The organism is Stutzerimonas stutzeri, from assembly GCF_000219605.1.
Lineage (GTDB): Bacteria > Pseudomonadota > Gammaproteobacteria > Pseudomonadales > Pseudomonadaceae > Stutzerimonas > Stutzerimonas stutzeri.
In genome coordinates this window covers 3,164,632-3,184,634 of the sequence record NC_015740.1, presented here as the reverse complement: position 1 = coordinate 3,184,634, position 20,003 = coordinate 3,164,632, and the positions used below count along the sequence as shown (strand labels likewise).

Genomic DNA, 20,003 nt, shown 5'->3' with positions numbered 1-20,003 from the left:
TGCTGTCAGTGGTTGAGTTGCGCACGCAGGCGTTCTTCCTGCTCGCGCAGTTCGGGGGTGAACTCGGCGCCGAAGTCCTCCGCTTCGAAGACCTGGCGGATCTCGATCTCCGCCTCGCCGATGGCGGACGGCGGGCAGCGCCTGACCCAATCGATCGCCTCCTGCAGCGAAGCGGTCTGGAACAGCCAGAAGCCGGCGATCAGCTCGCGGGTCTCGGCGAACGGGCCGTCGATGACGCTGCAGCGCTCGCCCTCGAAGCGCACCCGCGCGCCCTTGCTGCTGGGCTGCAGGCCCTCGCCGCCGAGCAGCACGCCAGCGTTGGCCAGTTCTTCGTTGTAGCGGCCCATGGCCGCAAGCACGTCCTCGCCGGGCATCTGGCCGGCTTCGGTTTGCGGCGTGGCCTTGATCATCACCATGAAACGCATCGGTCGACTCCTTCGTTGGATGGAAAGGAGCCTAGACGGGGATGTCGGGATTTCCGCTGGCTCCGATCATTGGTCGAACGGGCGCGGGACAAATCGACAGGGCGGTGGAAACTTTCCGAATCAGCGCAGCGGATAGCTCAGCAGGAGCAGATGCAGGCAGTTGAGGAGGCCATGCAGTGACACCGCCACCCATAGCCGGTCGCCGGCACAGTGAAACGCCAGGCCGTAGCCCAAACCGGCCAGGCCGGCGAGCAGGGCGAAACCGGTCCCGAAGGGCAGATGAGCCGCGCCGAACAGGATCGCTGCGAGGCCGATGCCACTGGCCGCGCCGAAGCGACGGACCAGTTCACGCTGCAGCAGAGCGCGAAAGATCAGCTCCTCGGCGAGACAGGTGACGGCCAGATTGACGGCCAGCCAGGCGAGGAACTGCTCCGGCCACTTCGGCTGCCAGGCGAGGACGCCGCCGGCCACCGCCAGCAGCGGCACGGATGCCAGGCACGCGACCGAGACCAGCCATGTGCATCGCTTCGAGCGCCAGGCTGCGCGCGGCTGGCCCAGCCACCAGGCGAGCAGCAGCGCGGCGACCATGGCCTTGTCCGGGCTGAGCCGCAGTTGCCAGGGTGCCGCACCGCCCAGGTCCTGGGGCGGCCCCAGCGGCAAGGGGTCGAAGCCGGGCAGCAGATGCGCGGCCAGCACAATGGCGCCGATCAAGGTGGCTGCCAGCCACGGTAGCCGTGGCAGGTACGGCTCGGCCAGTAGCCAGCCGGCGAATGCCAGCACGAGCAGCGCCCCGATCGGCTCGATCAGGCCGAGTGCCAGGCCGCTCAGCAGTGTGGCGAGAGGGAGGCCCAAGGGCAGCGCGGCGCGCACGTCACTGCAGCCGGTAGCGCGCCAGTTCACGGGGCGTCAGCAGGCGCATGCGCCAGGGATCGATCTGCTGCATGTCATCGGCCAGTCGCGGGTTCACGCCCATGTCGCGCAGGTAGGCCTGCGGCGTGCGTCGCGGCCGCTGGCCGATGGACAGCGCCGACTCGCCGTTGGCGAGATAGGGCCGATGCAGGCCGACATAGCCACGTATCGTGCGCTGTCGGCCGGCCGCCAGCAGGTAGATGCAGCTGCCCTGGCAGACCGCGCTTGCCGGCACCAGCGCATCGAAGCCGGTTTCGCGCAGCACGTAGCCCATGCGCATGGCCTCCGCGGTGCTGCCGCCGATGTTGTCGAGGATCAGCAGCTTGCGCGCATATTTGCCGGGGTGGGCCATGATGCCCTTGAGCAATGCCTCGTAGTCTCCCGGCGCGATCTGCTCGGTAACCCGAGCCACCAGTACCAGCCCCTGGTCCTCGTGCTCCAGCGGCAGTACCTCGACCTTGGCGTGGGCGGTGCAGGCGAACAGCGCCAGGGCGCAGAGGGTGGCGAGGCGGAGCATCGAGCAGGCGGTCCTGTTGTGGGAGGTGGCGAAGATACCTGCCGCGCCGGCTTTCGCCTACTGCCTTTGCATGTTGCTCAGCCGGCCGGCTGCTCGGGGTTCGCCAGGCCGTCGAGGCGCTTGCTCCAGTCTTCCACCGCGTTGTTCTGCAGCCTGCGTTCGACGAGCGTGCGCCAGTTCGGCACCAGCGGCAGTTCGGCCAGTTCGAGCAGGTCGGCGCGCTCCAGTGGTCGGCGGTAGAGCACGTCCATCACCCGCGTCAGAGGCCAGCGCGGGTAGGCGCGCTGCTCCAGCAGCAGTGCCTGGCCGACCTGCAGCTCGCCGGGCTCGAGCACCTGGTAATACCAACCGCACAGGCCGCTTCGCTGGACGCGCAGCGACATGTCCTTCACGCCGAAGCGGTCGTTGAGCTTCCAGCAGGGCTGGCGGGTCTGCGCCACCTGCAGCAGCACGTTGCCACAGCGCAGCACGTCGCCCAGGCAGAGGTCGGCCTCGCCGAGGCCGGTGGTGCTGATGTTCTCGCCGAAGGCTCCGGGCCGCTCGAGCAGCGGTGAATGGCCGAGCTGAGCACGCCAGTGGTGATAGTGCTCGAACGGGTAGTGATGCAGCGCCTTGTAGACGCCGCCATGCACACGGCGATCGCCCTGTTCGTCGCCGGCGAGCCCTTCGCTGCCGACCGCCACCGGCCCGGCAGTGGGCTGCTTGGCGATGGCGCTGTGGCTGCCGGGGCGGGTGAAGGGCACGGCTGTGCCGACGAGCAGCTGTTCGATCCTGGCCAGTTGCATGCGGGGCTCCTTGCTGAAGGCGGCTGGCGAAGCGCCGATTGTGCCGCAGCGCAGGCCGTCTGGCCCGCGCTTCGTGACGCCATCCCGGCAAGGGGAACCGCCAGCCGCTCGCCGCCTGCTAGGGCGCGTCGGTGGACAGCGCGCGGATCATCGCCGTGGTCAGGTAGAGCCGCGGCGCGATGCTGGCCAGTTCGATGTACTCGTCCTCCGAATGCAGCCCGGCACCGACCACGCCCATGGTTTCCAGCACGGCCGGCTTTTCGCTGCCGGGTACATAGGCATAGCCGGCATCGGTGCCGAATCGCATGGCGATGGGTTCGATGCGCTGGTCGATCTCGCTGTACAGGCGCTGGGCGGTCTCGGCCAGGCGCTTGGACGCGGAATTCTCCGCCAGCGGCGGGCGACCCTTGTCGATGCGCAGTTCGACCTGGGTGTCATCGATCAGCCGGTTCTGAATGATGCGCTGGCCGTCGGCGAGCACCCGCTCGGTCTCGGTGAGGTCCGAGTAACGCATGTCCGCCTCCGCGCTGGCCTTGTTGGGAATGATGTTGCGCTTCTCGCCGCCGTCGATCATGGTCCAGCTGACCGTGGTGCCCTTGTCCGCATCTCCCAGATCCTTGAGCTGCACCAGCTGGTGCGCCAGCTCCAGGATGGCGTTGCGTCCATCTTCCGGTGCGGAGCCTGCGTGGGACGATTTGCCCTTGACCTCCAGCATCACGGCGTTGATGCCGTTGGTGGCGGTGGTTACCGCGTCGCGATCCGGCGGTTCGTAGGAGAAAACGTAATCATGCTTGCGGGCGAGTTCGGCGATCAGTGCCTTCGAGCCCGCCGAGCCCATCTCCTCGTCCGGATTGAACAGCACGGTGATCGTGCCGTAGTCGTCGAACTGCTGGTCGCGCAGCAGCTTGAGCGCATGCAGGATCATCGCCACGCCGCCCTTGGCATCGGCGACACCCGGCCCGTAGGCGCGCTGCCCGTCCATGCGGAACGGGCGTTCGGCGGCGCTGCCTTCGGCGAACACGGTGTCGTAGTGGATCATCAGCAGGAAGTTCTTGCTGCCCTTGCCCTGCAAGGTGGCGACGATATTGTCCCCTACCGAGGGCGTGGCCGGTCGGGTGCTCACCTCGGCCCCCAGTGCCTGCAGGCGCTCGACCAGCATCTGGCTGACCGTGGCCAGACCCTTTTCCTGGCCGGTGCCGGTATCCACGGCTACCAGCTGCTCGACGGTTTCGAGATAGGCCGGCTGTTCGGCTTTCGCCTGTTTCAACAATTCGGCGGGTTCGATTTCGGCAGCCACGGCGGTCACAGACGACAGGCAGAGTGCGACTGCGGCGGCAAGCGGGGCGATGGCGCGGACGTGCATCGGGAAGACCTCGGATCGCGGGGGGTGGTTAAGCTCAGAGCCTCGCCGTTGGCACAACGTTCAGCGTTTCACCTCGCCTGGAGAGTGCTAAGGTCTGCCTTTTCCACTTGTCGGAGAACTCCCGGTGTCCCTGACCACGACCTACGATCCGCAGAACATCTTCGCCCAGATCATTCGCGGCGACGCCCCCTGCTACAAGCTCTACGAGGACGACGACGTGCTCGCCTTTCTCGATCTCTTCCCGCAGTCCTTCGGCCACACGCTGGTGATCCCCAAGCGCTCGGCGGCCTGCAACATCCTCGACGTGGACAGCGAGGCGCTCGCGAAGGTGATCAAGGTGGTGCAGAAGCTGACCCGGGCCATCGTCGCCGAGCTCGAGCCCGACGGCGTGCAGGTCGCCCAGTTCAATGGCGCGCCGGCCGGGCAGACGGTGTTCCATATCCACATGCACATCGTGCCGCGCTACGCCGGTGAAGGGCTGGGCATCCACGCGGCGGGCAAGGCCGATCCGGCGGAGCTGGAGAAGCTGCAGGCGCGCCTGCTGCAACGCATCGCCACCCAGGCCTGATCACGGCGCCGGCCATGTCGGCGGCCGGCGCGCTTCGCGACCATCGCAGCAGCAAACAGGCACCAAAGTACAATTCGTGCCCGCCGGGGGGCTTCGTACCCTGCGGGCATGATGCCTCCCACGCTCGTCCTCGTTCGCCGTATACAGCATGCCTTCAGCGCCTGCAGCAGGTGGCTGCGGTTCGGCGTTCTGCTGAGCATCGCCGTGCTGCCCTGGTGCGCCCGCGCCGAGGCGTTGCCGGTGCTCACCCTGAGCGTGCTGCAGTTCGGCACGCCGCACTGGGAGCTGGAACACCTCAAACGACGTCAGCTGGACCACGCCAACGGCTTCGAACTGAAGGTGCGCCTGGCAGCCGACGTGCCGGCGTCGCGCCTGGCATTGTCCAGCGGCAGTGTCGATGGTGCGGTGAGCGACCTGCCCTGGGCGCAGACGCGGCATGCGGCGGGCAGCAGCTATCGCTACCTGCCGTTCTCCTCGCAGCTCGGTGAAGTGCTGGTGCCGGCCGGCAGCACGATCCGCACGCTGGCCGATCTGCGCGGCAAGCGCATCGGCGTCGCCGGCGGGCCGGACGGCATCGGCTGGCTGCTGCTGCAACGCGCCGCGGCGGAGCAGGGCATCGATCTCGCCAGGGAGGCCCGCGTGCAGTACGCCGCGCCGCCGCTGCTGGGCCAGGCGCTGCGCCGCGGCCAGCTGGATGCGCTGCTGACGTTCTGGCATTTCTCCGCGCGCCTGCGTGGCGAGGGTGGGGTGCAGACTGCCTTCGGCCTGGCCGACCTGCTGGGCGATCTGCAGCTCGACGCGCAGTTGCCGGTACTCGGCTATCTGTTTCCCGAACCCTGGGCGCAGGCCAACGAAGCGTTGCTGCAACGCTTCGCCAGCGCACTGCGTCAGAGCAAGCACGAGCTCGCCAGCGAACCGGCGTACTGGCAGGCGATCCGTCCGCTCATGCGCGCCGAGGATGAGGCGGTGTTCGCCGCGCTGCGCGACAGCTTCGTCGCGGGCATTCCGCAGCCAATGGATGCCGCACGTGTCGCCGACCTGCAGCGGCTGCTGGTGCTGACCGGCAGCGATCCGGCGCGGCTGATGCCGGCCGCGCTGTTCCAGAGCGCACCATGAGCGGCTCGCGCTGGGCCTGCTGGGTGGCGCTGCCTTTGGCGCTGCTGCTCTGGGCCGGCATCGCACTGGTGGTGCAGACACCGTTGCTGCCCACGCCCGCCGCTGTGCTCGATACCTTCTGGCAAGCGCTGCAGAGCGGCGAGCTGCCCGAGCACCTGCTGGTGACCCTGCGCCGAGTGCTGATCGCGTTCGCCCTGGCCATGGCGCTGGGCACGCTGCTCGGTGTGTGGATGGGCCGCTCGCGGCTGGCCAATGCGCTGCTCGATCCGCTGCTGGTGCTGTTTCTCAACCTGCCGGCGCTGGTCACCATCATCCTGCTCTACGTCTGGTTCGGCCTGGTGGAAGCGGCGGCGGTGCTGGCGGTGGTGGTCAACAAGGTGCCGAACGTGGCGGTGACGGTGCGCGAAGGCGCCCGCAGCCTAGACCCCAAGCTCGAACAGATGGCGCGGGTCTACGGCTTCGGCCGCTGGCAGCGCCTCGCCCACGTCTGGCTGCCGCAGCTGTTCCCCTACCTGATGGCGGCCACCCGCGGTGGGTTGGCGCTGATCTGGAAGATCGTGCTGGTGGTGGAGCTGCTCGGTCGTTCCGACGGCATCGGCTTCCAGCTGCACATGGCCTTCCAGGTGTTTGACGTGGCCAGCATCCTCGCCTACAGCCTGGCGTTCATCGCCGTGGTGCAGCTGATCGAGCTGGCCCTGCTGCAACCGCTCGAACGCCGCGCCTCCGCCTGGCGCGAAGCGGGCGTGCGCCATGCTTGAGCTGCGCCTGAATGGCCCCGCCGCCGGCCACCCGGTGCTCGGTGTGATCGAGGGCCGGGTGTGTGCCGGCGATCGCATCTGCCTGCTCGGGCCTTCCGGTGTCGGCAAGACTACGCTGCTCAACGCCATCGCCGGCCTCGAGCCGCGGTTGAGCCCAGGCGTGCAGCAGCGTGCCGGGTTGCGCATCGGCTATCTGTTCCAGGAACACCGGCTGCTGCCCTGGCGCACGGTGCGGCAGAACCTGGCACTGGTCGGCGCCAGCCCGGCCGACATCGAGCGGCTATTGGCCGAGGTGGGGCTGGGTGGCGCGGCCGACAGCCTGCCGGATCAGCTCTCGCTGGGCATGGCGCGCAGGGCGGCACTGGCGCGCTGTCTGGCGATCAAGCCGGATCTGTTGCTGCTCGACGAACCCTTCGCCTCGCTGGATGCCGAGCGCGCCGCCGAACTGCGCGACCTGATAGCGCGGCTGCTCGTTCGGCACCCCGGGATGGCGATGATCTGCGTGACCCATGACCCGCGCGATGCCGACTACCTGGCCAACCGCCTGTGGTACCTGGTCGGCCGCCCGGCAACGCTGCGCTGCGATGAGCCGCTGGCGGCTGGTAGCCAGAGCGGCGCGCCGCTGCGTCGGGCCTGAACCCTTCAGCCTGCCACCAGCTGCGTCAGCGCATGCAGCACCAGTCCGACCAGGCCACCGACCAGGGTGCCGTTGATGCGGATGTACTGCAGGTCCTTGCCGACGCTCTGTTCCAGCTGCTCGACCAGTTCGCGGCTTTCCCAGTTCTCCACGCGCTGAGCGATATAGGCGCCGATCTGCCCGCGGTAGCGTTCCAACAGGCCGGGGGTGGCCGCCAGCAGTTGCTCGTTGATCCAGTTGCGCATGGACTCGTCCGCCGCCAGGCCGTCGCCGAGACCGCGGCAGAGCGCGACGATACGCCGACCGATGCGCGAATCGTCGCGGGCCAGGTCGCTTTCCAGCCAGGCTGTGAGTTCCTGCCAGAGGTTGCCGAAATAGGCGCTGGTGGCCGGGTGTTCCAGCAGTTGGGCGAGGATGCGCTCGACCTCCAGGGCGTAGTGCGGGTCCTGTTCCAGGCGTTCGATGTATTCGCCGACGTGCTCGTCGAAGCGCTGGCGGATCAGGTGTTCGGGGTCGGCAGCGATCTCGGCGATCAGCGCGGACAGGCCGTCGACGAACTTGTTGGCCGACCAGCCGCTCACCGGCCGGCTCAGGCCGAGATAGCGCAGGGTGCGGATTTCCCGGCTGATGGCGTCGGCGACCAGCGCGCGGGTCTGTTCGTCCTGCATGATCGAGTCGAGGCGCAGCAGCAGTTCGTCGAGCATCGCCTGATGGCGCCCCTGGCTGGTCAGCACGCGCAGTGCCTGGGCCAGCGGCGGGGCGAGGTCGAACTTGCGCAGGCGGCCGATCACCTTGGCTTCGACAAAGGCGCGCACGCGCTCGTCATGCAGCGCGGCGATGCCGAAATGCGCGACCCCGGTGAGCCGGCGGCCGACCGCTTCGGCATTGCGTGGATGGCGCAGCCAGCCAGCCAGGCGCGAGGCGAGGTCCAGCTCCTGCAACTTGGCGAGCACCAGCGGCGTGGCGAGGAAATGGGTGGTGATGAAGCTCGACAGGTTGCGGCCGATGCGCGCCTTGCTGCGCGGGATGATCGCCGTATGGGGAATCGGCAGGCCGAGCGGGTGACGGAACAGGGCGGTGACGGCGAACCAGTCGGCGATGGCGCCGACCATGGCGGCTTCGGCGAAGGAGGCCACATAGCCCCAGGCCGGGTGGACGGTCTCGAAACGGGTCGCGACGATGTACAGCAGGGCGGCCAGCAACAGCAGCAGGCCGGCGACCAGCTTCATCCGCGAAACCGGTGACTGCCAGGCGCTGATCAGCGAACGCATGCGGTTCCTCGTGTCGATGGTGAGCGTGTGTGCAGTAGACAGCAAAGCAGGGATGGCGGTCGGTACGCGCTGCAGCTCTGCAGGGGAGGTTCAGCAGTTGGCTGCGATGCATCGGCGGGCTGAGCCCACCTCTGGGGCATGAAGCCGTGAGGTGGGCGTCGCCTCGTGGATCAGACCTCGTCTTCTTCCTCGCGGATCAGCACGTACTGGCCTTCGGCGTCGTTCAGGCAGTCCCAGACGTAGAACATCGAGATCTTGCCCGGGCTTTCGGTGACCGCGGCATAGTCGCCGGGCACGGCGGTGAAATAGACCCCGGAATCGGGTGCCGCCTGACAGGCGATGCGGGCGACGACGAAGGCTTCCGGCGCGGTGCCGTCGAAGTAGTCGTCGCGATCCTTGGCATCCCATTCGGCCGGCGCCTGGAAGGGGCCGGTGATGACGATGCGTGCGTCTCCTAGGTCCTGCTCTTCCGCTTCCTCGTCATATTCGTCGGGGCGGTAGAGGGTGCATTCCAGAGCGTCCGGGTTTTCGAGAATGGCCGCGCGGGATTGTGGGGTGAGTGTCTGCATGGAATCTCCGACTGCGGTTGGGTGAGCTGGCAGTGTGGTGGAGCGCAGCGGGTAGCGCAATCGGTTGGATGGTCGCGCCTGCCTGCGACGCCGTCCCGCGCGGCGTCACAAGCGCTGCCTGCCAGGGCTAGGCGCGAAAGCGCTCGACCTGGGTGCGCAGTTCGGCTGCCAGCTTGTCCAGCTCGCCGGCGGTGCCGGCCAGGTTGGCGACCACCTCGCGCTGCTCCTGGTTGGTCAGTGCGATGCTCTGCAGGTTGCTGCTGAGCAGTGTGGCGGTACTGCTCTGCTCCTGGGTGGCGGTGCTGATGGCGCTGAACTGCTCGTCGGCACTGCGGCTCTGGTCGTCGATCAGGGCGAGCACCTCGGCCACCTTGGCGTTGCGCTGCAGGCCGTCGTCCATCAACCGCTGGCCCCGCTCCATGGTGCTCATGGCGTTGCCGGTTTCGGCCTGGATCTGGCTGATCATGCCGGTGATGCGGTCGGTGGCTTCGCGGGTGCGCGAGGCCAGGCTGCGCACCTCGTCGGCGACCACGGCGAACCCGCGACCCTGTTCGCCCGCCCGTGCGGCTTCGATGGCCGCGTTCAGGGCGAGCAGGTTGGTCTGTTCGGCGATGGCGGTGATTACCCCGACGATGCTGCCGATCTCCTGCGAGCGCTTGTCCAGGCTCTCCACCACGCGGGCGGTACCGCTCAATGCCGTGGCGATCTGCGCCAGGGCCTCGGATGCCTCGTCCATGGCGGCACGGCCGACACGGGTCTGCTCGGCATTGGCGCGCGCCACGCGCTGGGTGTCGCGCATGTTGTCGGCGATGTTCAGCGAGGTGGCGCTGAATTCCTCCACCGCACCGGCCATGCTGGTGATCTCGCCGGACTGCTGCTCCATGCCTTCATTGGCGCCGCCGGAAAGCCCGGCCAGCAGTTGCGCACGCTGGCTGACCTCGCCCGAGGCGCCGCGGATACGCGACACCATGCCCGACAGCGCGTCACCCATGCGGTTGAAGCTGTCCGCCAGCTGGCCGATCTCGTCGCGGCTGTGCACGTCCAGGCGGACGCTGAGATCGCCCGCACCCAATGCCTGCGCCTGCTGCACCACGGCAGCCAGCGGCTTGAGCTTGTGCCGCAGCAGCCAGATGGTCGCGGCAACCGCGAGGATCATCGCCAGCAGGTTGCCAATGGCCAGCCGGGCGCCGATGCTCCAGGTCACGTGCTGTATCTCGGCCGCCGGCATGCTCGCCAGCACGGTCCAGGGGCCGCCTTCGAAGAGGGTCGCGACGCTGTAGATTTCCTGGTCGGCATCGCTCCAGTAGCCGCCCGTGCCGTTCTGGCTGATCAGCTCGGCTACCGTTGCAGCGGCCTGGTCGGCCTGCCGCAGATTGGCCGGCGCGACCAGCCATTGGCGTTTTTCGTCGAGCAGCGCGAGCGAGCCGGTTTCGCCGATGCGAAAGCGCGCCAGGTTGTCGAACTGGATCCGTTGTGCGTCGGTGTAGTCGAAGCCGACGAACAGCACGGCGATCACCTGGCCGGCAGGGTCCTTCACCGGCGTGTACTGGGTCATGTAGTGCCGGTCGAAGAGGAACGCGCGGCCGATGTACTGCTTTCCACTGAGTAGCAGCGGATACGCCGGGTGCTGGCGGTCCAGCAGGGTGCCGATCGCGCGGCTGCCGTCCTGCTTGGTGACCGAGGTGCTGACCCGCACAAAGTCGTCGCCCGTGCGCGCGAACACGGTGGCGACACCGGCGGTCATTTCGCGGAAGTCGTCGACCACGCTGAAATCGTTGTTCAGTGGCGCGCCTTCATGCATGAGCGCTGGCGTCATGACGCCGCCGACGTCGATACGCTGGTCGGTGGCGAGCTGCAAGCCATCGCTGAAGCGCTTTTCGAACAGCCCGCTCAAGCGCTGGGTGTTCTCGCGCAGGGTGCCGTGGAAGGTCGCCAACTGATCGGACAGCAGCCGTGCTTCGCTGGCCAGATGCTGCTCCCGGGTGTTGAGGTTGGATGCGCTCAGCGAGCGAAGCGCGAAGACGGTGCTGCCGGTGATGACCACGGCAAGAATGAGCGCAAGCGCCAAGCCGAGTTGCGAGGCGATTCGAGCACGAGGCTGCTGCAAGGGATCTCCTGACCGAGCAGAAAGGATGGAGGGCATATGCTCGATACATTCCGGAGTATCGGCGAACTGCCCTGGAGCTTTAGTAGTCAGCGCCACGTGAAGCGTTGCCGAATGGCCTTTTCGCAACCTTCGGACCGCCGGTGCAGCGCGATTCGAACGCCGTGTGGATTGTCGCCTCCAATCGATATCAGTCACCCACCCGCGACAGCCGAGGCGACCATGAAGCCAGATGATCAGCAGGCAGGCGATGAGCCTGATGTAACCATGACCGATGGCGGCGAAAAGAACGCCGGTGAAGCTCCCGACTTCGACGATCAGACCGCCGGTGGTGACGATCAGTCATCGCCGCTGGATGACCCCGACGAGCCAGAAGTGCTGCCAAACGACCCGGATATTCAGGGCCGCGACGGCTCAAGCCAGCCGGGCTAGCCATCCTCCAATCCATCCGCGCCGTCAGCGGATTACTCGCGCCACAGGAATCACCATGAACATCTATCAAGTCAGGCCCACCGAAATGGGCTGGGAGCTGGAAGATCAGCAATCGCAGGAAACCGTGCTGCGCACCCTCACCAAGGACGAGATGTACAGCGCGCTCGACGCCTTCATGGAGGGGCGTACGGCATCGGTCGAAGTCATCGGCCGCGACGGTGAGCTGGAGGAAGAGCGGCCGTACCCAGGCAGTCAGCATCTGTAGCGCAGGCAGGGCAATTTCCTTCAATAAGGCGATCTCCCGCGCCGGGTAGCCTGCGGCCTTCCTAATCCAGGCAGGCACCGCTTCTCATGGAACTCTATCTCTCGATGGCCGCCTTCGCCCTGGCGTCCTCCATCACGCCCGGGCCGGTCAATCTGGTAGCGCTGAACTGCGGTGCGCGGTTCGGCTTGCGTGCCAGCGGCCGACACATCGCCGGCGCCACCCTCGGTTTCACCCTGCTGTTGCTGCTGATCGGACTCGGCCTGTACGAGTTGCTGGAACGCGCCCCGGTATTGCTGCGCGGCATTCAGTGGGGCGGTGTGGCCTTTCTGCTCTACATGGCCTGGCGCCTGGCCGCCGATGACGGACGACTGCAACCTCAGAGTGCCACAAGTGGGCCCTCGCTCTTGCAGGGTGCGCTGATGCAATGGCTCAACCCCAAGGCCTGGCTGGCGTCGGTGGCTGGCATGGGGCTGTTCGCGGCGAACGGTGATGTGCTGCGGATATGGCTGTTCGCCGGCCTCTACTTCCTGATCTGCTACGCCTCCATCGCCTGCTGGGCGGGCGCCGGTGCCTTGCTTGGTCGCTATCTGCAGGAACCGGCACGGGTTCGCTGGTTGAATCGCAGCATGGCATTGCTGCTGGCCGCCAGCGCGCTCTATCTGCTGCTGGGCTAGTGCCGCGCGGCCCTGGCGACACGGTCGCGGTACTGCCCGGGAGTCGCCGCCAGCTGGCGCTTGAAGGTGCGCTGGAAGTGCGCCTGATCGGCGAAACCCGCGGCCAGGGCCACCTCTGCCAGCTCACGCCCCTGGCGCAGCCAGTGCTGGCTGCGCTGGATGCGGCGGTTGAGCAGATAGGCGTGCGGGGTCATGCCGTAGTGCTGCTTGAAGGCGCGGATCAGGTAGGACGGCGACAATCCGGCGGCCTGGCAGATGTCCTCCAGGCGCAGGGCTTGGGTGCAATGCTCGGCGATATATTCGGCGGCGAGCCGCAGCTGTCGCAGCGGCTCGCTGGTCGCCCCGTGCGGAGCCGGGGCCAGCGTCTGTTGCAGCTGGGTGAAGAACTCGACCGCGAGACTCTGCTTGTGCAGCGTCTCGCCCTGCGGATCGGTCAGGCAGGCATGAAGCTGCGTCAGCGCACCGAACAGCCGCGGATCGACGCTTTGAATGGCGGCATAGGGCACGAAGCGGCCATCGCTGCTCGCCCCCAGCTCGTGCTGCAGCGCCCCCAGCCAGTGCGCATCGACATAGAACATCAGGTACGACCAAGGCTGGCCGTCGATGGGGTTGCAGGCATGCACGGTCTGCGGATTGATCAGCACCAGGGTGCCGCGGCTGATCCGTGCGCGGGCGTCACCGTTGAAGTAGGTGCTGGCGCCGGCAGTGATCGCACCGATGGAAAATGTCTCGTGACAGTGCGCGGCATAGCAGACCTTGCGACCATCGGCGACGGCGCGCGCCTCCAGAAAGGGCAGGGCGTCGTCGCGCCAGAAGCGGGGTTGGTCGTCGTCCGGGTTGTTCACGTTGCCTGCCGTCATCGATACGAAACTAGGGTCTGACTCTAGCAATCATCCGCCGCTCTGGCATGCTCGATCGTCCGGCTCGCCGCTTCGTCTTCCGCACAAGGAGTTCCCATGCGCCCGTTGCTTGTCTTCACCGCACTGCTTTCGCTGGCCGGCTGCTCGTCGTGGCAGCCCGATGCCGAAGACATCGAGCCGGTGCCGGCCGAGCGGGTGCTGGCCTATCAGCAGCCGCTGGAAAACGGCGGCGAAGTGGTGGTGACGCGGGATTTCGGCCTGCGCGGCGGCGGCTGCTACATCGCCGTGCTGATCGATCGCCAGCTGGCGGCACGCATCCATGTCGGCGAGGTGGTGCGTTTCCAAGTGCCGGCTGGCGCGCGGATCGTCAGCATCGGCACCGATCCGCTGGATGACACCCTGTGCGGCAAGCTCAGCCTGCGCCGCGAGAAGCTGGCGCAGGTGCAGGCGGGCCAGACGCTGGAGTATCGCGTCATCAGTGACAACCGCATCGGCTTCGACATCATTGCGGTCGAGCCGTAGCCCGCAGGGTTACTTGATCACCTTGCGCGCGGTCTCGAGGTATTCGTTGCCGTAGCGCTTAACCTCGGCGGCGTTCTGTGCCTCGGAGGCGATATGGATTTCCTCGAGGGTGTCGGTCAGGCCATCCATCTCCTCGTTGATCTTCTCCAGCGCGTCCTTGAGCGTGTAGGTCAGCTCGTGGATCTGCGCGAGGCTCTCCGGCGTCAGGCCCTGGGCCATGGCCTGTTCCAGCCGGCTGTTGTACTCGGAGAAGTTCTTCACCGCCTCGGCCAGGTTGCGTGACGGTTGCGCGTCGGCGATGGCGTGGCTGGCGATCAGGCTGGACAGCGCCAGCACGGCAGTCTGGATGAGTGTTTTCACGACAGGTCCCATGGGTCGAAAGATGGGGCGCGAAGGTATCATTTGGCCATCTGCGCGACGTGCAGCAGCGCACAGTCTGCGCTGCGCCATTAGTCGCATGCCGGCGATGCGCCGGGCTCGTCCTGACCATGCCGAAGCGTTCGGAGGGTGATGCTGCCGACTACCCGTCAGGCCTCTGCAACGCCTCTGGCACGCCCGTTGCGAGAGTTTTTTCCCTAAAGCGCAGAGGCGATCGGCCGATAGCGATTTGCTGCTGGCCGTTCGCCGCTATCGGTGCCAGCGCTCGGGGATTCAACAACAACTACCTCGTCCCGTCTCCAGGATTGCAGGGTTCCGCAAGGGAACCGCAGGCCGGCACTGCCTCATGTCGGCATGAACCAGTCGAACCCGTTGCCTTACTTGCCAATTTGCCACGCCTTCGGCGCCGGCATGCCATATGGAAAAGAACGAATGATGCAGCAACTGACTATCCGAGCCCGTCTGTTGATCCTGATCGGGGCAATGCTGAGCGCCTGTCTGGTCATCGGCCTGACCGGGCTGAACGCGCAGCAGCGCAGCGTCGCCGGCCTGAACACCGTTTATCTGGACCGCGTGGTGCCATTGCGCGACCTCAAGCTGATCGCCGACCTCTATGCGGTGAAGATCGTCGACGCCACGCACAAGACGCGCAGCGGGATGCTCAGCTACCAGCAGGCGCGTGATGACGTGCGGACCGCGCGGGCCGAGATCCGGCGGCTCTGGGGCGAGTACATGAACACCAGCCTGATCGACGCCGAGCGGCAGGCGTCCGCCCGCATCGAAGTGCTGATGCAGAAGGCCGACGCACCGCTGGACGACCTTGAACGCATTCTCGACCGCCACAGCGAAAAGCGCCTGGCCGCATTCGTCATCAACGATCTGTACCCGCTGATCGACCCGATTTCCGAGGGCTTCAGCGAGCTGATCGGCTTGCAACTGGGCGAAGCCAAGGGCGAGTACGAGCGCGCTCTGGCGCTCTATCAGCGCAATCGGGTGCTGAACATCGGTTTGCTGCTGGTCATGCTGATCGGCGGCGGGATTCTCGCCATGGGCCTGCTGCGCAGCATCAGCCGGCCGCTGGAAGCGCTGAAGCAGGCGGCAGCCTCGGTCGCCGCCGGTGACCTGAGTCGTACCATCGAGTGCCGCGGGCGTGACGAGATCACCGAGGTGCAGCAGTCGATCCGGCAGATGCAGCAGACCCTGCGCGACACCCTGCAGGACATCCAGGGCTCGGCCACGCAACTGGCATCAGCCGCCGAGGAGCTGCACGCGGTCACCCAGCACACCGCCCAGGGCATCCATCAGCAGAACGAGGAAGTGCAGATGGCTGCCACCGCGGTCACCGAGATATCCGCGGCGGTCGACGAAGTGGCCGGCAACGCCAATCGCACCTCCGATGCCTCGCGCGATGCCGAGACGGTCGCCGATGCGGGCCGCCGGCAGGTCACGGCGACGCGCCAGACCATTCACCAGCTCAGCGATCGGCTGCAGGAAAGCGTCGGCACCGTGACGCGGCTGGCCGAGGAAGCGGCGAGCATTGGCAAGGTCGTCGACGTGATCCGTTCCATCGCCGAGCAGACCAACCTGCTGGCACTCAACGCGGCCATCGAGGCGGCGCGCGCCGGTGAGGCCGGGCGAGGTTTCGCGGTGGTGGCTGACGAGGTGCGCAACCTGGCGCAGCGCACTCAGAGTTCGACCCAGGAAATCGAGCGCATGATCGGCGCGATCCAGAGCGCCACCGAGCAGTCGGTGCACGATATGCAGCAAAGCAGCGAATTCGCCGCGCACAGCCAGGCCATGGCCGACGAGGCGGATCAGGCGCTGGGGCTGATCGCCGAGCGGGTCGGGCAGATCAACGAGATGAACCTGGTCATCGCCAGTGCCGCCGAGGAACAGGCACAGGTGGCCCGAGAGGTGGACCGCAACCTGGTAGCCATTCGCGACATTTCCGAGCAGAGCGCCACCGGCGCGCAGCAGACTTCGGTGGCCAGCGACGAGCTGGCGCGGCTGGCCACGCAGCTCAACCGGCTGGTGGGGCGCTTCCGCCTCTGAAGCAATTCGCTGCGGACGCGGCCGGGACATGCGCTGTCGCAATCCGGTCGCGAACCCGGCAGCACGAATGCATTCCTATGTACGGAGCTGTCTCACCGAACAGAGGAGTCGCCCCGTGAAAACTGCCTTGTCCGCTCTGGCGCTTGCCGCCGGCCTAACCCTGAGCCTGCCAGTACTGGCCGAAAGCCGGACCAGCTATGGCCCGCAGCTGGAAGGCTTCAGCTATCCGCATCCGCTCAAGCACTATCGTTTCGAGTCCCAGGGCAAGCCGATGCAGATGGCCTACATGGACGTTGCGCCGACCGGCAAGGCGAACGGCCGCACGGCGCTCCTGCTGCATGGCAAGAATTTCTGTGGCGCGACCTGGGAGCGCACCATCGAGGTGCTCAGCGAGGCCGGCTACCGCGTAATCGCCCCTGATCAGGTCGGTTTCTGCAGTTCGAGCAAGCCCGAGGGCTACCAGTTCAGCTTCGCCCAGCTGGCGCACAACACCCAGGCCCTGTTGCAGCAGGAGGGCATCGACCAGGTCAGCGTCATCGGTCATTCCATGGGCGGCATGCTGGCCGCGCGGCTGGCGCTGAGCTATCCGCAGCTGGCCGAGCAGCTGGTGCTGGTGAACCCCATCGGACTGGAGGACTGGCAGGCCGAAGGCGTGCCCTATGCACCCATCGATCAGCTTTACCAGGCCGAGCTGAAGACCGATTTCGACAGCATCAAGGCCTACCAGCAGAAGTTCTACTACAACGGCAACTGGAAGCCGGAGTACGACCGCTGGGTCGCCATGTTGGCCGGCATGTACGCCGGCGAGGGCAAGGAGCGGGTGGCCTGGAACCAGGCGCAGACTTCAGAAATGGTCTTCACCCAGCCGGTGATCCACGAGTTTCCCCGCATCAGCACACCGACACTGCTGCTGATCGGCGGCCTGGACCGCACCGCGCCTGGCGCCAACCGGGCGCCGGACGAGGTCGCCAAACGCCTGGGCAACTACCCCGAACTGGGCCGACAGGCTGCCGCCATGATTCCCCAGGCCAGGCTGGTGGCCTTCCCGGACCTGGGGCATTCACCCCAAGTCGAGGCGCCGGAAGAATTTCACCGTGCCTTGCTCGAAGGATTGCAGCGTTGAGGGGCTTGTCGGTGAGGTAGGGGGGATGCCGGGCGGCCAACCTGCAACCTAACCGCGGCTGGCATCTTCCGCGGACGTCTGCTCACGCGCTTCCAGCAACGCCTGAAGTGCCCTGGCGTAGGCGCTGGGTGCTACGCGCAGGCTGTTGTTGTGCGTGGCGCCCTCTACCAGCAGCAGCTCCTTGGGCGGGCGTGCGGCTTGGTAGAGCTGTTCGCTGAAGCGTGCCGGCACGTAGCGGTCATCGGTGCCGTGTACCACCAGCAGCGGCATGCCGATGCGGTCGATCTTGTCGATCGAGTCGAATTTCTGCGACAGCAGCCAGCGCACCGGCAGCGTGGTGTCGGAAACCACCGTCGCCACGTCGGCCAGCGAGGTGAAGGTCGATTCGATGATCAGCGCCCGCGCTTGCGGCGGGCTGTCGCCGCGCTCGGCCTGTTCGCCAAGCTCGGCAGCGAGGTCCACGGCCACCGCGCCGCCAAGGGAGTGGCCGTAGATGAAGCGTTTGTCCGGGTCCGGTTGCAGCGCCTTCAGACGTTCCCAGCCGACCCGTGCGTCGGCGTAGACACTGCGTTCGGATGGCAGCTCGCCCAGGCTCTGGCCGAAGCCGCGGTAGTCGATGGCCAGCACCGAGAACCCCAGGTTGCGCAGCTGCTCGAGACGGAACAGATGGCCGGTGAGGTTCCAGCGCACACCGTGCAGGTAGAGCAGCGCGGGAGCATCGGCATCGGCCGCCGGCCACCACCAGGCGTGGATGTTCTGCTGGTTGCCGAAGGTCGAGTGCGTCAGCTGCAGTTCTTCGACGCCGCGGGGCAGGCCGCTGAACCAGGACGCGTTGCCCGGCTCGATGCGAAATACCAGTTCGCGTTCCTTCTGCGCGAGCACCGAACAGCCGACCGGCAGGCCAACGGCGATCATGGCAACCAGCAACAGGCAGAGCCGGCGGGCCTTGCTGCGGAACAGGAAGAAACGCTGCAAGGGCGTTCACCTCGACGATCAGAAAGCCATAGATGGGACCCGCTTGCCGGACGATCTGCAAGACGGGTCGTCGCAGCACTGATTACTGCATGTTGCGCGCCAGGCTGGAGGCCGCTCGCCAGGCGAAATTCGGCATCAGGAACAGCAGGCGGCGCTGCGGGCGTCGGCCTCCTGCTCGCTGCGTTGCACCTTCCAGGCCCAGGCGAACACCAGCAGGCCGCCTACGGCCGTCGCGGCGCCGATATAACCGGTGGAGGTCCAGCCGAGTCCGGCGGTGATCGCCAGACCGCCGAGCCAGGGTCCCAAGGCGTTGGCGATGTTGAAGGCGGCATGGTTGGAGGCTGCCGCCAGAGTCTGGGCATCCGCCGCGACGTCCATCAGATGGGTCTGCAGGGCCGGTGACAGCGAGACCATGGTGCCCACGGCGAATACCGCCGGAAAGATGGTCCACACCGAGTGCGCGGCCAGCGGAAACACCAGCAGCACCAGGGCGCTCCACAGCAGGAGCCAGGCGACCGCCTGGAAACGCAGGCGATCGAACAGCCAGCCGCCGAACACGTTGCCGACGATGCCGCCGAGGCCGAAGGCGGCCAGGGCGAAGGGAATCCATCCGGCATTGACGCCGGTGACTTCCAGCAGGGTCGGCGCCATGTAGCTGAACACGCAGAACATGCCGGCGAAGCCGATGGAGCTGATCGCCAGGGCCAGCCAGACCTGCGGCCGATTGAAGGCGCGGATCTCGTGCAGCGGGCTGTTTCGCGGCTCGTCGCGGTTGAGCGGAAGGAACAGCGCCACCAGCAGCACCGTCAGCAGGGCGATGGCACCGACCAGGGCGAACGCGTAGCGCCAGCTCAGCCACTGCCCGAGCCAGGTGGCCAGCGGGTTGCCGATCAGGATCGCCACAGTCAGGCCCATCAGCACCCGCGCCACGGCCTGGGCGCGCTTGTCCGGCGGCACCATGGAGGCGGCCACCAGCATTGCCACACCGAAATAGGCACCGTGGGGCAGGCCGGTGACGAAGCGGGCGATCATCAGGGTCGGGTAGTCGGGCGCCAGGGCACTGGCGAAGTTGCCCAGGGCGAAGAAGCCCATCAGCAACAGCAGCAGGTGCAGGCGGTGCAGCCGCGAGCCGAGGATCGCCAGCAGCGGCGCACCCACCACCACGCCCAGCGCGTAGGTACTGATCACGTTGCCCACCTGGGGTTCGCTGATGCCAAGGCCCTCGGCCACATTGGGCATCAGGCCCATGATGGCGAACTCGCCGGTGCCGATGGCAAAACCGCCCATGGCCAGGGCCAGTTCGATCAGCAGCACGGCTCGGGCGGACAGGGGCGGAGTCGCTGCGGTGGCTGGCGCGGTCATGGATACCTCGTCACGTCGAAAGGGGCGGCATTATTCACGCTTGCGGGCTCAGGTAAAGCCCGACTGCCAAAGAAGGAGATCACAGGGTGGTGGGATTGCATCGGCGCGCCGGAGTTCGACCCGGGGAAGGGCGGCGTGCGGGTCCGAGGCGCGGAATCGGATAATTGGATGGACGGTCGGCTGGCGCCGGTTTTTTAACCCTCGATCTTGACTTTGGTCAGGGTGACCGAGAGGTCGCCTCCGTATTTTGCGCGCCAAGTCTCATCTCGTTCCGATCATACAGTTAGCCCTGCCTCGAGCGGGCGACTCGGCCGGCTTCGAGAGGCATCTCGTATCGA

The 20,003-nt window shown here is 66.8% G+C and carries 22 protein-coding genes; 10 read left to right on the top strand and 12 right to left on the bottom strand.

Going from position 1 to position 20,003, the window contains the following annotated elements:
* Positions 1-5: 5 nt before the first annotated feature.
* The 5 genes from PSTAB_RS14795 to PSTAB_RS14775 all read right to left on the bottom strand — a co-directional run bounded on the left by PSTAB_RS14795 (position 6) and on the right by PSTAB_RS14775 (position 3,999).
* Positions 6-425 (bottom strand): YciI family protein, encoded by a 420-nt coding sequence (locus tag PSTAB_RS14795; RefSeq protein WP_011914040.1) that lies wholly within the window; start codon positions 423-425, stop codon positions 6-8.
* A gap of 120 nt (positions 426-545) precedes the next feature.
* Positions 546-1,325 carry a CPBP family intramembrane glutamic endopeptidase gene (locus PSTAB_RS14790; RefSeq protein WP_049790853.1) on the bottom strand — a complete coding sequence of 260 codons (780 nt, stop codon included), beginning with the start codon at positions 1,323-1,325 and terminating at the stop codon, positions 546-548.
* The gene (locus tag PSTAB_RS14785) at positions 1,297-1,851 is read right to left on the bottom strand and encodes a COG3904 family protein (RefSeq protein WP_013983563.1); all 555 of its coding nucleotides are present in this window, start codon (positions 1,849-1,851) and stop codon (positions 1,297-1,299) included. Before PSTAB_RS14785 ends, PSTAB_RS14790 begins: the two co-directional genes overlap by 29 nt.
* 77 nt (positions 1,852-1,928) lie before the next feature.
* The gene (locus tag PSTAB_RS14780; RefSeq protein ID WP_013983562.1) at positions 1,929-2,636 is read right to left on the bottom strand and encodes an MOSC domain-containing protein; all 708 of its coding nucleotides are present in this window, start codon (positions 2,634-2,636) and stop codon (positions 1,929-1,931) included.
* A gap of 118 nt (positions 2,637-2,754) precedes the next feature.
* A complete protein-coding gene (locus PSTAB_RS14775; RefSeq protein ID WP_013983561.1) occupies positions 2,755-3,999 on the bottom strand; it encodes a M20/M25/M40 family metallo-hydrolase in 1,245 nt (414 codons plus the stop codon).
* A gap of 124 nt (positions 4,000-4,123) precedes the next feature.
* Here PSTAB_RS14775 and PSTAB_RS14770 point away from each other — a divergent pair, with 124 nt between their 5' ends.
* The 4 genes from PSTAB_RS14770 (at position 4,124) to PSTAB_RS14755 (ending at position 7,078) form a co-directional block, all read left to right on the top strand.
* On the top strand, positions 4,124-4,567 hold the full coding sequence (locus tag PSTAB_RS14770; RefSeq protein WP_013983560.1) for an HIT family protein: 444 nt from the start codon (positions 4,124-4,126) through the stop codon (positions 4,565-4,567).
* A gap of 108 nt (positions 4,568-4,675) precedes the next feature.
* The gene (locus PSTAB_RS14765) at positions 4,676-5,683 is read left to right on the top strand and encodes an ABC transporter substrate-binding protein (protein WP_013983559.1); all 1,008 of its coding nucleotides are present in this window, start codon (positions 4,676-4,678) and stop codon (positions 5,681-5,683) included.
* On the top strand, positions 5,680-6,441 hold the full coding sequence (locus tag PSTAB_RS14760) for an ABC transporter permease (RefSeq protein WP_013983558.1): 762 nt from the start codon (positions 5,680-5,682) through the stop codon (positions 6,439-6,441). The genes PSTAB_RS14765 and PSTAB_RS14760 overlap by 4 nt, the downstream gene beginning before the upstream one ends.
* Entirely contained in the window at positions 6,434-7,078 is a 645-nt protein-coding gene (locus tag PSTAB_RS14755; RefSeq protein ID WP_013983557.1) for an ABC transporter ATP-binding protein, read from the top strand. Before PSTAB_RS14760 ends, PSTAB_RS14755 begins: the two co-directional genes overlap by 8 nt.
* A 5-nt stretch (positions 7,079-7,083) precedes the next feature.
* On the opposite strand, the gene PSTAB_RS14750 is transcribed toward PSTAB_RS14755, so the two are convergent.
* From PSTAB_RS14750 to PSTAB_RS14740, 3 genes are all read right to left on the bottom strand, one after another.
* Positions 7,084-8,349 carry a DUF445 domain-containing protein gene (locus PSTAB_RS14750; RefSeq protein ID WP_013983556.1) on the bottom strand — a complete coding sequence of 422 codons (1,266 nt, stop codon included), beginning with the start codon at positions 8,347-8,349 and terminating at the stop codon, positions 7,084-7,086.
* Between the two features lie 170 nt (positions 8,350-8,519).
* Positions 8,520-8,918 (bottom strand): hypothetical protein, encoded by a 399-nt coding sequence (locus PSTAB_RS14745; RefSeq protein WP_011914030.1) that lies wholly within the window; start codon positions 8,916-8,918, stop codon positions 8,520-8,522.
* Between the two features lie 127 nt (positions 8,919-9,045).
* Positions 9,046-11,061 (bottom strand): methyl-accepting chemotaxis protein, encoded by a 2,016-nt coding sequence (locus tag PSTAB_RS14740; protein ID WP_418080426.1) that lies wholly within the window; start codon positions 11,059-11,061, stop codon positions 9,046-9,048.
* A gap of 183 nt (positions 11,062-11,244) precedes the next feature.
* On the opposite strand from PSTAB_RS14740, the gene PSTAB_RS14735 reads away from it, so the two are divergent.
* From PSTAB_RS14735 to PSTAB_RS14725, 3 genes are all read left to right on the top strand, one after another.
* Entirely contained in the window at positions 11,245-11,454 is a 210-nt protein-coding gene (locus PSTAB_RS14735; RefSeq protein WP_013983554.1) for a hypothetical protein, read from the top strand.
* Between the two features lie 55 nt (positions 11,455-11,509).
* A complete protein-coding gene (locus PSTAB_RS14730; protein WP_013983553.1) occupies positions 11,510-11,719 on the top strand; it encodes a hypothetical protein in 210 nt (69 codons plus the stop codon).
* Between the two features lie 86 nt (positions 11,720-11,805).
* Positions 11,806-12,393, top strand: a complete 588-nt coding sequence (locus tag PSTAB_RS14725) for a LysE family translocator (RefSeq protein ID WP_013983552.1) — start codon at positions 11,806-11,808, stop codon at positions 12,391-12,393.
* Here the strand turns inward: PSTAB_RS14725 and PSTAB_RS14720 are convergent.
* Positions 12,390-13,238 (bottom strand): AraC family transcriptional regulator, encoded by an 849-nt coding sequence (locus tag PSTAB_RS14720; protein ID WP_041771973.1) that lies wholly within the window; start codon positions 13,236-13,238, stop codon positions 12,390-12,392. The genes PSTAB_RS14725 and PSTAB_RS14720 overlap by 4 nt on opposite strands.
* Positions 13,239-13,349: 111 nt before the next feature.
* Here PSTAB_RS14720 and PSTAB_RS14715 point away from each other — a divergent pair, with 111 nt between their 5' ends.
* Positions 13,350-13,775: a hypothetical protein gene (locus tag PSTAB_RS14715; protein WP_011914025.1), complete on the top strand. Its 426-nt coding sequence runs from the start codon at positions 13,350-13,352 to the stop codon at positions 13,773-13,775.
* Between the two features lie 9 nt (positions 13,776-13,784).
* On the opposite strand, the gene PSTAB_RS14710 is transcribed toward PSTAB_RS14715, so the two are convergent.
* Positions 13,785-14,135 (bottom strand): DUF6746 family protein, encoded by a 351-nt coding sequence (locus tag PSTAB_RS14710; RefSeq protein ID WP_013983550.1) that lies wholly within the window; start codon positions 14,133-14,135, stop codon positions 13,785-13,787.
* Between the two features lie 450 nt (positions 14,136-14,585).
* On the opposite strand from PSTAB_RS14710, the gene PSTAB_RS14705 reads away from it, so the two are divergent.
* Positions 14,586-16,205 carry a methyl-accepting chemotaxis protein gene (locus tag PSTAB_RS14705; protein WP_013983549.1) on the top strand — a complete coding sequence of 540 codons (1,620 nt, stop codon included), beginning with the start codon at positions 14,586-14,588 and terminating at the stop codon, positions 16,203-16,205.
* 115 nt (positions 16,206-16,320) lie between these two features.
* Positions 16,321-17,328 (top strand): alpha/beta fold hydrolase, encoded by a 1,008-nt coding sequence (locus PSTAB_RS14700; protein ID WP_013983548.1) that lies wholly within the window; start codon positions 16,321-16,323, stop codon positions 17,326-17,328.
* Between the two features lie 48 nt (positions 17,329-17,376).
* Here the strand turns inward: PSTAB_RS14700 and PSTAB_RS14695 are convergent, their stop codons facing one another.
* Both PSTAB_RS14695 and PSTAB_RS14690 read right to left on the bottom strand, forming a co-directional pair.
* On the bottom strand, positions 17,377-18,303 hold the full coding sequence (locus PSTAB_RS14695) for an alpha/beta hydrolase (RefSeq protein WP_013983547.1): 927 nt from the start codon (positions 18,301-18,303) through the stop codon (positions 17,377-17,379).
* 135 nt (positions 18,304-18,438) lie between these two features.
* The gene (locus tag PSTAB_RS14690; RefSeq protein WP_011914019.1) at positions 18,439-19,665 is read right to left on the bottom strand and encodes an MFS transporter; all 1,227 of its coding nucleotides are present in this window, start codon (positions 19,663-19,665) and stop codon (positions 18,439-18,441) included.
* Positions 19,666-20,003: the final 338 nt, after the last annotated feature.